This is a genomic window from Arenibacter arenosicollis, assembly GCF_014397245.1.
Taxonomy (GTDB): Bacteria; Bacteroidota; Bacteroidia; order Flavobacteriales; family Flavobacteriaceae; genus Arenibacter; species Arenibacter arenosicollis.
The window spans coordinates 318,189-331,498 of the sequence record NZ_JACLHY010000002.1 but is presented as its reverse complement, the minus strand read 5'-3'; the positions used below and the strand labels follow the sequence as shown (position 1 = coordinate 331,498).

Here is a 13,310-nt window from a genome sequence, read left to right as displayed (position 1 = left end):
TATGGCGGATAATGCAACGATAAGGCTTAATAAAGTCCTAAGAGAACTTAATATTTCATTGGACCGTGCGGTAGACTATCTCGGGTCCAAAGGGCATGATATAGATGCACGGCCTACCACTAAGATATCGAATGAGGTATATCAAGTTCTATTGGATGAGTTCCAGACGGACATGAGCAAGAAAGTTGCGTCCAAAGAGGTGGGTGAAGAAAAGCGGAAGGAAAAGGAAGCTATACGATTACAATTGGAGCAAGAGCAGGAGGAGAAAAAGCTTGCAAGGGAAAAGAGGGCCGAGAGAGATAATATCATCAAGGGTCGAGTGGAACTTGCAGGACCAAAAACTGTTGGGAAAATAGATTTGGATGCAGGTAAGAAAACCACTCCAGCTGCACCAGTTAAAAAAGAAGAAGTTGTTCCGGAAAAGGAACCAGAAAAGGCTCCAGAAAAAGCTGAGGAAAAAGTAGAGGAAGTTGTTGCTAAGGAAACCAAAGAAAAGGAATCCAAAGAAGAGGTGAAGGCAGAGGTTCCTGAAAAAGTGGAAGCTCCCAAAGTTAAGGAAGAAGCAACTCCAAAGGTAGAAGCTGTTAAGCCTGAAGAGGTTAAGGAGGTCAAAGAAGCTAAGGAGGTTAAGGAAGATAAAAAGGAGGAGGCTTCCTCTTCAGAGGAGGAATCTACTGGAGAGAATGAGGTTATAACCACTAAATATCAAAAGCTTAGTGGGCCTAAGATTATGGGAGATAAAATTGATCTTACCAAATTCGAAAAGCCCAAAAAGAAAAAAGAAGCTCCAAAGGCAGGAGATGCTGCCGATAGGAAAAAGAGAAGAAAACGAATAGTTAGTAAGCCAGGTGACAATACCACGAGTAGACCTCCAGCTGCTAAAGGAAGAGGGCCAGTAGTTAGAAGAGCTCCCGGACAACGTTTTGTATCCAATGCCAAGGTAGAGCCTACCGAGGAAGATGTACAAAAGCAGGTAAGGGAAACCTTGGAAAAACTTCAAGGAAAATCCAAAAAAGGAAAAGGTGCCAAGTATAGGAGGGATAAGAGAGATCAGCACCGTCAGCAAACTGAAAAGGACCTTGAGCAACAAGAACTTGAAAGTAAAATATTAAAGGTTACAGAATTCGTTACTGCCAGTGAAGTGGCAACAATGATGGATGTTCCAACTACCAAAATAATTTCGGCTTGTATGTCTCTGGGTATCATGGTAACCATGAACCAGCGATTGGATGCTGAAACTTTATCCATAGTGGCCGATGAATTTGGTTATGAAGTTGAATTCGTAACTGCTGACTTGGAGGAGAGTATTGTGGAGGAAGAAGATGCTCCTGAAGATTTGCAGCCAAGAGCTCCTATTGTAACAGTTATGGGACATGTGGATCACGGTAAAACTTCTTTACTGGATTATATTAGAAAGGAAAATGTTATTGCCGGTGAAAGTGGAGGTATCACACAGCATATAGGTGCCTACGGTGTTACTCTTGAGAATGGACAAATGATTTCCTTTTTGGATACTCCAGGTCACGAGGCCTTTACGGCGATGCGTGCCCGTGGTGCCCAAGTAACGGATATAGCAATTATTGTGGTAGCGGCAGATGATGATATTATGCCACAGACCAAGGAAGCCATAAGCCACGCGCAAGCGGCAGGGGTTCCCATAATTTTTGCAATCAACAAAATAGATAAGCCTACGGCCAATCCTGAGAAAATTAAGGACGGTTTGGCGCAAATGAACTTATTGGTCGAAGATTGGGGTGGAAAAATTCAGTCTCACGATATTTCGGCGAAGACAGGTCTTGGTGTTAAGGAGTTATTGGAAAAAGTACTTCTGGAAGCTGAACTTCTTGAACTTAAGGCTAATCCTAATAAGTTGGCTTCAGGTACTGTAGTGGAAGCCTTTTTGGATAAAGGAAGAGGATATGTTTCAACTATTCTTGTTCAGGCAGGTACCTTGAAAATAGGTGATTATGTATTGGCGGGAACTTGTAGCGGTAAGGTTAAGGCCATGCAGGATGAGCGTGGAAACAGTATTAAGGAAGTAGGGCCATCACGACCAATATCCATTTTAGGATTGGATGGGGCTCCACAAGCTGGGGATAAATTTAACGTTCTTGAAGATGAGCGTGAGGCCAAGCAGATTGCTACCAAGCGTTCCCAATTATTGAGGGAACAATCGGTTAGGACACAACGTCATATTACCTTGGATGAGATTGGAAGACGTATTGCACTTGGAGACTTTAAAGAATTGAACATTATCCTTAAAGGGGATGTGGACGGTTCTGTGGAGGCTTTGACAGATTCGTTCCAGAAATTGTCTACAGATGAGATACAAGTCAATATTATCCATAAAGCTGTTGGACCTATTACGGAATCCGATGTATTGTTGGCTTCTGCCTCCGATGCGGTTATTATAGGGTTTAACGTTAGGCCAATGGGTAATGCCAGACAGGTTGCGGAAAAAGAGGAAATAGATATTAGAATGTATTCTATTATTTATGACGCTATCAACGATCTTAAGGATGCAATGGAAGGTATGTTGTCTCCTGAAATGAAAGAGGAGATTACAGGTACAGCTGAAATCCGTGAAACCTTTAAGATATCCAAAATTGGTACCATTGCAGGTTGTATGGTTACTAGTGGTAAGATCTTTAGGAATTCCAATATTAGATTAATTAGGGATGGTGTTGTTATTTACACTGGAGAGTTCTCTTCCCTTAAGAGATTTAAAGATGATGTTAAAGAAGTTGCCAAAGGATATGATTGTGGTGTACAAATTAAAAATTATAACGACATTCAGGAATTGGATATCATAGAAGCATTCCAGGAAGTGGCTGTTAAAAAGAAATTGAAATAGCCAGGAACAATTAATAAAAAGTATTTAAAAAGAAAAAGCGACCTAATTGGTCGCTTTTTCTGGTTTTAAGAGCATGGCACTCGGATATTTTTGCCTTACTTCAATAAGTTTTCGCTCCCCTTCCAATTGGGTTTTGAATTTGCCTATCCTAACCCGATAACTGGGGGATTCAAAATCGATTTTGGTAGGCCAAGTGGGAAAATCCTTGTCTACGTTTGCCTTTAGGATTTCGGCTTCCCTAAAGGTGCCAAACCCAACCTGGATTCTGTAATGACTGCTACTTTCGTTTACAGATTTATAGATTCCCATTAAGTCCGTGATTTTTTCGTCTTGTTGAATATTAATATTGCCCTGTTGTGCATTGCAATAAAAAGCGGAACAAGCCAAAATAAGTGAAAAAGAAATGGTTTTCATAGGGTATTTATGTTAAGAATTTTAGACGCTACAAATGTAAATTATTAAGAATCAATCAAAAGATTTTATTTTTATTTAGAATTGGTATAAATTGTAAATTATCAATACCTTAACATTTCCCAAATAAAGTCTAATGTGTATTTTTGCCATCAATTTGAGCATGGTCATTCCAATTGTAGTTTTAATGTATAAATATCATGCCAAACATTCGATAGAAATATTTTTAATATGAAAAAGGTTCCATACCGCAATCTAATTTCTAAAGTTTTAGGTGTCAGTCTGGTAGTAGTATTACTGCTTTCAAATTCCCTTCTTGCTCAGGAAACTGTCGCCGCTTCATCGGGTGAAGGTGACGCTGCTAAGGGTAAACAGCTGTTTAATCAGAATTGTGCCGCTTGTCACTCTTTGAACAAGAAAATGACCGGTCCGGCATTGGCTGCAGTGACGGAGAAGCATGACAAGGAGTGGCTTTATCAGTGGATAAAGAACAGCCCTGCCATGATTAAGGCGGGTGACGCTGCTGCCCTTAAGATTTACAATGAGTACAATCAGGCGGCTATGACGCCTTTTCCAACTTTGTCCAATCAGGATATCGATGATATTTTAGCGTATACCGATGCGCCTCCAGTGGTTGCTGCAACACCTGTTGCTGCTGATGGTGCTGCTCAAGGTGGTGGAGGTTCCTCTGGAATTTCCAATGAAATAATTTTGGGTGCTTTGGCGTTGGTCTTTGCTTTGTTGGTGATGATGCTTGTCTTGGTGAACAAAACCTTGAGACGTATTGCTGAAGCAAACGGCGTGGTATTGGAAAAAGAGTTGGCCGAGAAAAGGACGCCAATTTGGAAAGCATTTGCGCAAAATCAATTTTTGGTGCTGGTATTTTCTATCTTCCTTTTATTGGGCAGTGCTTATTTTGCTTATGGTTGGATGATGCAGGTTGGTGTGGATCAGGGTTATGCTCCAATACAGCCTATTCACTATTCCCATAAAATACACGCCGGTGATAATGCAATAGAATGTAAATATTGTCATTCTTCCGCAAGGGTATCCAAAACTTCCGGTATACCATCTTTAAATGTGTGTATGAACTGTCATAAATCCATTTATGAATACAAAGGTAATCCAGAAGGTCCAAGTCAAGAAGATTTGGCAAATGGGTATACCAATGAATTCTATACTGGTGAAATCAAAAAATTGTACAAAGCTGTAGGATGGGATGAGGAAAATCAGAAGTATACTGGTGAATCCAAGCCGGTAGAATGGGTGAGGATTCATAATCTTCCAGATTTTGCATACTTCAATCACTCGCAGCACGTTTCTGTGGCAGGTATTGAATGTCAGACATGTCATGGGCCTGTTGAGGAAATGGAAATTATGTATCAATATTCTCCTTTAACTATGGGTTGGTGTATTAATTGTCACCGTGAGACCAATGTTAAGGTGGAGGGTAACGCGTATTATGAAAAGATTCATTCCGAACTTTCAAAAAAATACGGGGTTGATAAACTTACGGCCGCTCAAATGGGTGGATTGGAATGTGGTAAGTGTCACTATTAATCAAACTAATTAGAAGATAATTTCAGATATATCATATGTCATCAAACAAAAAATACTGGAAAAGCGAGGCGGAATTAAACCCCAACGATTCCATTGTTGAGACGCTAAGACAAAATGAATTTGTTCAAGAGATTCCTGTAGATGATTTCTTGGGTGATAAGGAAACATTGGCGGCATCTTCGACCAACAGAAGGGATTTTCTTAAGTACGTAGGATTTAGTACGGCTGCGGCTTCATTGGCAGCTTGCGAGGGTCCGGTAATCAAGTCTATTCCTTATGTGGTGAAACCGGATAATATAATTCCTGGCGTGGCCAATTTTTATGCTACTACCATTGCAAATGGTTTTGATTTTGCCAGTATTTTGGTGAGAACACGCGAGGGAAGACCAATTAAGATTGAAAACAATACCGATGCAAAAATCGGAGGTAATGCCAATGCTCGTGTACAGGCTTCGGTTTTGTCATTGTATGACAGTACTCGTTTGCAGGGGCCAACCTTTAATGGCGAGCCTATTGCTTGGAGCGATTTGGATGCTGCGGTAAAATCTAAATTAGGCTCATTAAAAAAATCAACCAAAAAAATTGCAGTCTTAACGCAGACTTATGCAAGTCCGTCTACTTCTAGATTGATAACTGAATTTAAAGAGGCATACGGAAACGTGGATCATGTTACTTATGATGCCATTTCCCAAGATGCTGCGCTTTCTGCTTTTGAGGCCAAATACGGTGAAAGGGCTTTGGCCGATTATAATTTTGAGAATGCAGACATCATTGTTTCTTTTGGTGCTGATTTCTTAGGAGATTGGCAAGGTGGTGGATATGATGGAGGGTATTCCAAGGGTAGAGTTCCTAAAAATGGAAAAATGTCCAAGCATGTGCAGTTCGAGGCCAATATGTCCTTGACTGGAGCTAATGCGGATAAAAGAGTGCCTTTGACACCTTCTGAGCAAAAAGTAGCCTTGGCTTATTTTTATGGTAAGCTCAATGGTACTTCTGGTGGTGGTAATTTACCGGAAAGTGCAAAAGCTGCATTGGATGTTGTTGCCGGTCAGGTACTAAAGAATAAATCTAATGCTGTTGTTGTAACGGGTATAGATGATGTTAATGCCCAGGCTGTAGTTTTGGCCATTAATGAGATGTTGGGAAGTAAGGCGTTTGATGCTGCTGCTCCCAAGTATGTAAGACAGGGTAATGTTGAGGCCGTAAATGCTTTATTGGCCGATATGAAATCTGGTAAGGTGGGCGCTTTGTTAATGGATGGTGTCAACCCTGCATACTCACTGCCAAATACTGCTGATTTTGTAGAAGGAATCAAGAATGTAGATTTAACAGTGGCTTTCTCTACCAACAGAAATGAGACTACGGAATTGGTTCAGTATGTTGGGGCTTCAAATCATTATTTGGAATCTTGGGGTGATGCCCAATTGAAGAAGGGGCATTATAGCTTAATGCAGCCTACTATAAAAGAGTTGTTTGATACAAGACAGATCCAGGGCGCTATGTTGCAATGGATGGACAGTGATAAAACTTATTACGATTATATAAAAGAAACTTGGAATGCTGGAATATTGGGGGGTAGTGACTGGAATCAGGCATTACACGATGGTATTTTTGCTTCGGTTCCAATGGCGGATGAAGCGGCTGTAAAAGCTGTTGCCTCCGTTGTTGGGCAAGAGGTGGAGACACCTACTGAGGTTCCTTTGGCTTCGGCCATTAGAAGTTTGTCCGGAGCTACGGCAGACGGTATGGAATTAACTTTGTATTCCAAAGTTGGTATGGGAGACGGACAGCAGGCAAGTAATCCTTGGTTGCAAGAGTTTCCAGATCCAATTACAAGGGTTTCTTGGGATAACTACGTTACCGTTTCTAAAGCTGATGCTGAGAAATTAGGCTTGGTCAATGAAAATGTTGCTGATGGCGGTTTAAATGGTAGCTATGTAAAACTTACTGTAGACGGTGTTGCTTTGGATAGCGTACCGGTTATTGTTCAGCCAGGACAGGCTCCAGGCTCATTAGGACTTTCCTTTGGGTACGGCAAAACGGTTGGTATGAAGAGTGAAATGCAAACAGGTGTAAATGCTTATGCCTTGTACAGTAATTTCTCCAGTACCCAGGCTGTTACCATAGAGAAATCTGCTGGAATGCATGAATTTGCATGTGTTCAATTGCATAAGACTTTAATGGGTAGGGGCGATATTATTAAAGAAACTACCTTAGAGATATTTAATACTAAGGATGCCAAAGAATGGAATGTTGTTCCTGTGGTATCCTTGGATCATCAAGAAGTGCCTGCCACTTCAGTGGATTTGTGGGATAGCTTTGACCGTTCTATTGGCCATCATTTTAATTTGTCCATAGATTTGAATGCATGTACAGGTTGTGGTGCGTGTGTTATAGCGTGTCATGCGGAAAACAATGTACCGGTAGTAGGTAAGGCTGAAGTGAGGAAATCTAGGGATATGCACTGGTTGCGTATAGATAGGTATTATTCTTCCGAAGAGACTTTTGCAGAAGATGATACCAAAAAAGAAGAATTTGAAGGCTTGTTCGGGGATAAGGGGTCCTTGGGTGGTTTTGGTGAGATGGAGGATCCTTCTACCAATCCTCAAGTGGCATTCCAGCCTGTAATGTGTCAGCATTGTAATCATGCTCCATGTGAGACTGTTTGTCCAGTGGCAGCAACCTCCCACGGGCGTCAGGGTCAAAACCATATGGCTTATAACAGATGTGTGGGTACTAGGTACTGTGCAAATAACTGTCCTTATAAGGTAAGGAGGTTTAACTGGTTCCTTTACAATGAAAACGATGAGTTCGACTACCATATGAACAACGACTTAGGAAAAATGGTCATCAATCCTGATGTTACTGTTAGGTCTAGGGGTGTTATGGAGAAGTGTTCTATGTGTATGCAAAAGACTCAAAAAACAATTCTAGATGCCAAACGGGATGGTCGTGAGGTTAAGGATGGAGAGTTTCAAACGGCTTGTTCCGCTGCATGTGGTAATGGTGCTATGAAGTTTGGGGACGTTAATGATAAAGGAAGTGAAATTGTGAAATTAAAGGAAAGTAACCGCATGTATCACTTGTTGGAGCATGTTGGGACCAAACCAAATGTTTTTTATCACGTTAAAGTGAGAAATACAAACGAAGCTTAATCAAATTAGAGGAACGTAACTATAAATTAAATTATGGCGTCGCATTACGAAGCACCTATACGAAAACCCTTAGTTCTTGGAGATAAAGGATACCACGATGTAACCGTGGACATTGCAGCTCCGGTTGAAGGGAAGGCCAATAAGCATTGGTGGATTGTATTTTCCATTGCATTAGCGGCATTCCTATGGGGTGTTGGATGTATAATTTACACGGTATCAACAGGTATCGGTACATGGGGATTAAATAAAACAGTGGGCTGGGCCTGGGATATTACCAACTTCGTTTGGTGGGTAGGTATCGGTCACGCTGGAACCTTGATCTCAGCGGTATTATTGCTGTTTAGACAGAAATGGAGAATGGCTATTAACCGTTCTGCTGAAGCGATGACCATTTTCTCGGTTATACAAGCGGGATTGTTTCCGATAATTCACATGGGTCGTCCTTGGTTGGCTTATTGGGTATTGCCTATTCCAAACCAGTTTGGTTCTCTATGGGTAAACTTTAATTCTCCTTTGCTCTGGGATGTATTTGCAATATCTACTTACCTTTCAGTATCCCTTGTTTTCTGGTGGACTGGATTGTTGCCTGATTTTGCCATGATTCGTGATAGGGCAGTTAGACCTTTTCAGAAGAAAATATACAGTCTTATAAGTTTTGGTTGGACAGGACGTGCCAAGGATTGGCAGCGTTTTGAGGAAGTTTCTTTGGTCTTGGCCGGATTGGCTACACCGCTGGTACTTTCTGTACACACCATTGTATCTTTTGACTTTGCTACATCGGTAATACCGGGATGGCATACAACAATATTCCCTCCCTACTTTGTTGCTGGGGCTATTTTCTCTGGATTTGCTATGGTGAACACCTTGTTGATCATCATGAGGAAGGTTTGTCATTTGGAATCATATATTACTGTTCAGCATATAGAATTGATGAACATAGTTATTATGTTGACAGGTTCCATTGTAGGTTGTGCCTATATTACGGAGTTGTTTATGGCTTGGTATTCAGGAGTTGAATATGAGCAGTATGCCTTCTTGAATAGGGCTACCGGACCATACTGGTGGGCTTATTGGGCAATGATGACCTGTAATGTGTTCTCGCCTCAGTTTATGTGGTTTAAGAAGCTAAGGACCAGTATTATGTTTTCCTTCTTTATCTCTATCGTGGTAAACATAGGTATGTGGTTTGAAAGGTTTGTAATTATTGTAACCTCATTGCACCGTGATTACCTTCCGTCTTCATGGACAATGTTCTCTCCAACTTTTGTGGATATAGGGATTTTCATTGGAACCATAGGATTCTTCTTTGTGTTGTTTTTGTTATACGCTAGAACTTTCCCGGTAATTGCCCAGGCAGAGGTGAAGTCTATTTTGAAATCTTCGGGTGAGAGGTATAAGAAATTAAGGGATGCAGGTAAGCCTTTGTATGTAATTTCCACGAACAAGCCTGTAGTTAAGGAAAAAGAGCCTATTACCGATGACGTTATAATGGGAGAAGTTGTTCCGGCGAAGGGTGATAAAGTTGGAGTTTCTGAACTATTAGGTACTATTGGAACTTTTGATCCTACTAAGCAGACGGCAGATGACCTGAAGAAAATAAAAGGTATAGGTCCACAAATGGAAGCTACCTTGAATCAAATAGGGATATATACATTCGCACAGGTGGGTCGTATGACCAATAAGGAGTATGATCTGTTGGATTCTATTACAGAATCGTTCCCGGGAAGGGCACAAAGAGATGATTGGGCAGGACAAGCAAAGATTTTAAATAATAAGAAATAATTATGGCGTCGAAAGTTATACATGCATTTTATAATGATGACGATGTGCTAATGCATGCTGTTAAAAAGGTAAAAGCGGCAAAGCATCATATAGAGGAGGTTTATTGTCCTTTCCCAGTACATGGTTTGGACAAAGCTATGGGGCTTGCTCCAACTAGGATTGCAATTACTTCTTTTATGTATGGTTGTGTTGGTCTTACGGTTGCAATTGTTATGATGAATTATATCATGATCGAGGACTGGCCACAGGATATTGGTGGTAAGCCAAGTTTTAGTTATTTGGAGAATATGCCGGCTTTTGTGCCGATCATGTTTGAGCTAACGGTATTTTTTGCGGCGCATCTAATGGTAATCACGTTTTACTTAAGAAGTAGATTGTGGCCTTTTAAAGAAGCTGAAAATCCAGATGTTAGAACCACGGATGACCATTTCCTAATGGAAATTGAAATTCATGATAACGAACAGGAATTAAGGGATCTGTTGATGGATACGGGAGCAGTCGAAATTAATATTACAGAAAAGTAGTCATAGATATTATGAACAGTTTTAGCAAAATAGGAGTCTTATTTGGTTTGGTATTATTAGTTGCTTCTTGTGCAAACAAAAATAGCAGAAACTATCAATACATGCCCAATATGTACGAGTCCGTAGGTTATGAGACCTACCAGAAAGTTGATTTTCTTCCGGATGATATGGAAGCTAAACTTCCCGCCGAAAATACGGTAGCAAGGGGATGGATGCCTTACGGAATAGAGAATACTATGGAAGGAAAAGAATTGGCAAGGGTAAATCCAAGTCCATTGGATTCCTTGAAGCATGAAGCAAATCTAGCTGTAGGCAAGGAGCTCTATACTATTTATTGTGCCATTTGCCACGGCGATAAGGGAGACGGACAGGGTAACTTGGTGAAAAGAGAAAAAATATTGGGTGTGCCCAGTTATGCAGATGTAGCTAGAAACGTAACTGTAGGAACTACATACCATGCCATTTACTATGGATTAAACTCCATGGGGTCCTATGCAGGACAATTGGATACCGAAGAGCGTTGGAAGGTTTCTGAATACGTGATGAAATTGAAACAAGATTTAACAAAATAAGACCTAGATATTAGCAATATGTACACTTTTTCAAATAGATTAAAAATTGCTTCCTTCATTTTAATGGCTGTGGGCGTTTTGGGAATTGGTATCGGTTTTATGGCTGCACCAAGTACTGTAGAAGAGGCGAAGGCCATTGTTGCCGGACACGGTGACGGACATGGGGATGCTCATGCAGTTGCGGAGGGTCATGGTTCCGAAATGGAACATGGAGATGCCCATGATGCATCACATGATGAACATTTGTTGCATCAGTTGCAAAATAAGCCTTGGGCGGCATTATATGTTGCAGCCTTTTTCTTCTTTATGATTGCCTTGGGTGTTTTGGCTTTTTATGCTATTCAGCGGGCAGCGCAAGCTGGCTGGTCGCCATTGCTCTTTAGGGTAATGGAAGGAATTACGGCCTATTTGGTGCCTGGTGGTATTGTTGTATTTGCAATATTGGCCTTATCGGTTGCCCACATGAATCATTTGTTCGTGTGGATGGATCCAGAGGTGGTTGCTCATGATGCACTATTGCAAGGTAAGGCTGGATTTCTTAATGGTACATTCTTTTTGATCAGGGCTGCTGTTTTCTTGGGTGGTTGGATCTTATATAGGGAGTATTCCCGTAAATTGTCCTTGGCTCAAGATGAGTCCAATGACGATTCCAATTTTAAATTGAATTTTAGAATCTCTGCTGGCTTTCTGGTTTTCTATTTGATTACCGAGTCCATGATGTCATGGGATTGGATTATGAGTGTAGATCCACACTGGTTCAGTACTTTGTTTGGGTGGTATATTTTTGCCAGTATGTTTGTATCTGGTATTACTGTAATAGCCTTGGTGACCATTTATCTAAAAGCTAGAGGTTATTTACCAGATGTTAATGACAGTCATATCCATGATTTGGCCAAATTCATGTTCGGTATAAGTATTTTCTGGACTTATTTATGGTTCTCTCAATTTATGTTGATTTGGTATTCCAATATTCCAGAAGAGGTGACTTATTACGTTACTAGGATAGCTGATTTTAATTTGCCATTTTTCGGAATGGTAGCAATGAACTTCTTGTTCCCCGTTCTTTTGCTTATGAATAGTGATTTTAAGAGAACGAATTGGTTTGTAGTAATGACTGGAATCGTAATTTTGGCTGGACATTACATGGATATTTTTAACGCTATAATGCCATCCACTGTTGGTGACCAATGGTTTATAGGTATCCCAGAAATTGGATCCATATTATTCTTTACCGGATTTTTTATATTTTTTGTTTTCAGGGCTTTGACTAAAGCACCATTGCAGCCAAAACGAAATCCGTTTATAGAAGAGAGTAAGCATTTTCATTATTAGTATTTAGTATATAAGTATAATTTCAAATCATACGATGACTCCATTTTTGACCATAGTTGTTTTAGTATTAGTGGCAATTGCAATCTGGCAAATGACCAAGATATTCGAATTGTCACAAATTAGAACTAGCAATTCCCAAGTAGCAAGTGAAACAGATAATAAATACAATGGGTATTTAATGTTCGCTTTCTTGATATTCCTTTATGGAATTACCATTTTTAGCTTTTGGAAATATACAAAGGTACTTTTGCCGGAAGCCGCTTCCGAGCATGGGGGAGGGTATGATTCTTTGATGGTTATTTCATTTGTAATCATTTTTATTGTACAGACATTAACCCAGTTTTTATTGCATTATTTTGCCTTTAAATACAGGGGTGACAGGGAAAGAAAGGCATTGTTCTATGCCGATAATGATCGTTTGGAGTTTATCTGGACCATTATCCCTGTTATTGTGTTGGCAGGCTTAATATTGTGGGGCTTGTATGCTTGGACCAATATTATGGATATCAATGATGAGGACGACCCTCTAACCGTTGAATTATATGCCCAACAATTTAACTGGACTGCCAGATATGCGGGTAATGATAATGTATTGGGTGATGCCAATGTTAGAATGATCGATATAGATAAGGCCAATATACTAGGTTTGGATAGTTCAGATCCAAATGCAGCCGATGATATTATAGTTAAGGAATTGCATTTGCCGGTGGGTAGAAAGGTCAATTTTAAAATGCGTTCTCAAGATGTTCTGCATTCTGCTTATATGCCTCATTTTAGGGCGCAGATGAATTGTGTACCAGGGATGATTACCCAATTCTCTTTTACTCCTACAATTACCACTGAGGAGATGAGACAGAATCCGGATGTTGTGGATAAAGTAAAGCGCATTAACGGAATTAGGGCCGAAAAGGCATCTCGGGGTATTGATAATACAGATCCTTGGGAGTTTGACTATATCTTGTTGTGCAATAAGATATGTGGAAAGTCTCATTACAATATGCAAATGAAAATTATTGTAGAAACGGAGGAGGAATATAATGCATGGATAGCAAGTCAGCAGACTTTTGGTAAATCCATGGCTTCAGCACAATAATTTAGTCTTTAAAAATAATAATAAAAA

9 protein-coding genes are annotated in these 13,310 nt (G+C 40.3%); 8 read left to right on the top strand and 1 reads right to left on the bottom strand.

All coding sequences use genetic code 11. The features are described 5' to 3' along the window. The first annotated feature begins 1 nt into the window (after position 1). Complete coding sequence (gene infB / locus H4O18_RS04445) at positions 2-2,854, top strand: translation initiation factor IF-2 (RefSeq protein ID WP_187581899.1); 2,853 nt, start codon at positions 2-4, stop codon at positions 2,852-2,854. Positions 2,855-2,896: 42 nt separating this feature from the next. On the opposite strand, the gene H4O18_RS04440 is transcribed toward infB, so the two are convergent. Next, the gene (locus H4O18_RS04440) at positions 2,897-3,268 is read right to left on the bottom strand and encodes an SPOR domain-containing protein (RefSeq protein WP_187581898.1); all 372 of its coding nucleotides are present in this window, start codon (positions 3,266-3,268) and stop codon (positions 2,897-2,899) included. Between the two features lie 228 nt (positions 3,269-3,496). Here H4O18_RS04440 and H4O18_RS04435 point away from each other — a divergent pair, with 228 nt between their 5' ends. The 7 genes from H4O18_RS04435 to H4O18_RS04405 are packed head-to-tail and all read left to right on the top strand — an operon-like array spanning position 3,497 to position 13,283. Then, the gene (locus tag H4O18_RS04435) at positions 3,497-4,825 is read left to right on the top strand and encodes a c-type cytochrome (protein WP_187581897.1); all 1,329 of its coding nucleotides are present in this window, start codon (positions 3,497-3,499) and stop codon (positions 4,823-4,825) included. A gap of 35 nt (positions 4,826-4,860) precedes the next feature. Further along, a complete protein-coding gene (locus H4O18_RS04430; RefSeq protein ID WP_187581896.1) occupies positions 4,861-7,980 on the top strand; it encodes a TAT-variant-translocated molybdopterin oxidoreductase in 3,120 nt (1,039 codons plus the stop codon). A 33-nt stretch (positions 7,981-8,013) separates the two neighbouring features. Beyond that, positions 8,014-9,762, top strand: a complete 1,749-nt coding sequence (gene nrfD, locus H4O18_RS04425) for an NrfD/PsrC family molybdoenzyme membrane anchor subunit (RefSeq protein WP_187581895.1) — start codon at positions 8,014-8,016, stop codon at positions 9,760-9,762. 2 nt (positions 9,763-9,764) lie between these two features. Continuing rightward, the gene (locus H4O18_RS04420; RefSeq protein WP_187581894.1) at positions 9,765-10,286 is read left to right on the top strand and encodes a DUF3341 domain-containing protein; all 522 of its coding nucleotides are present in this window, start codon (positions 9,765-9,767) and stop codon (positions 10,284-10,286) included. A gap of 11 nt (positions 10,287-10,297) precedes the next feature. Further along, positions 10,298-10,858 (top strand): c-type cytochrome, encoded by a 561-nt coding sequence (locus H4O18_RS04415; protein WP_187581893.1) that lies wholly within the window; start codon positions 10,298-10,300, stop codon positions 10,856-10,858. 18 nt (positions 10,859-10,876) lie between these two features. Further along, positions 10,877-12,190: a quinol:cytochrome C oxidoreductase gene (locus H4O18_RS04410; protein ID WP_187581892.1), complete on the top strand. Its 1,314-nt coding sequence runs from the start codon at positions 10,877-10,879 to the stop codon at positions 12,188-12,190. 34 nt (positions 12,191-12,224) lie between these two features. Then, complete coding sequence (locus H4O18_RS04405; RefSeq protein WP_187581891.1) at positions 12,225-13,283, top strand: cytochrome c oxidase subunit II; 1,059 nt, start codon at positions 12,225-12,227, stop codon at positions 13,281-13,283. Positions 13,284-13,310 lie beyond the last annotated feature (27 nt).

What these genes read in the sequence shown, in the direction of transcription:
- H4O18_RS04440 (WP_187581898.1), bottom strand. Translation starts at nt 3,268, where the DNA reads ATGAAAACCATTTCTTTTTCACTTATTTTGGCTTGTTCCGCTTTTTAT.
- H4O18_RS04420 (WP_187581894.1), top strand. Translation starts at nt 9,765, where the DNA reads ATGGCGTCGAAAGTTATACATGCATTTTATAATGATGACGATGTGCTA.
- nrfD (WP_187581895.1), top strand. Translation starts at nt 8,014, where the DNA reads ATGGCGTCGCATTACGAAGCACCTATACGAAAACCCTTAGTTCTTGGA.
- H4O18_RS04435 (WP_187581897.1), top strand. Translation starts at nt 3,497, where the DNA reads ATGAAAAAGGTTCCATACCGCAATCTAATTTCTAAAGTTTTAGGTGTC.
- H4O18_RS04405 (WP_187581891.1), top strand. Translation starts at nt 12,225, where the DNA reads ATGACTCCATTTTTGACCATAGTTGTTTTAGTATTAGTGGCAATTGCA.
- H4O18_RS04415 (WP_187581893.1), top strand. Translation starts at nt 10,298, where the DNA reads ATGAACAGTTTTAGCAAAATAGGAGTCTTATTTGGTTTGGTATTATTA.
- H4O18_RS04430 (WP_187581896.1), top strand. Translation starts at nt 4,861, where the DNA reads ATGTCATCAAACAAAAAATACTGGAAAAGCGAGGCGGAATTAAACCCC.
- H4O18_RS04410 (WP_187581892.1), top strand. Translation starts at nt 10,877, where the DNA reads ATGTACACTTTTTCAAATAGATTAAAAATTGCTTCCTTCATTTTAATG.
- infB (WP_187581899.1), top strand. Translation starts at nt 2, where the DNA reads ATGGCGGATAATGCAACGATAAGGCTTAATAAAGTCCTAAGAGAACTT.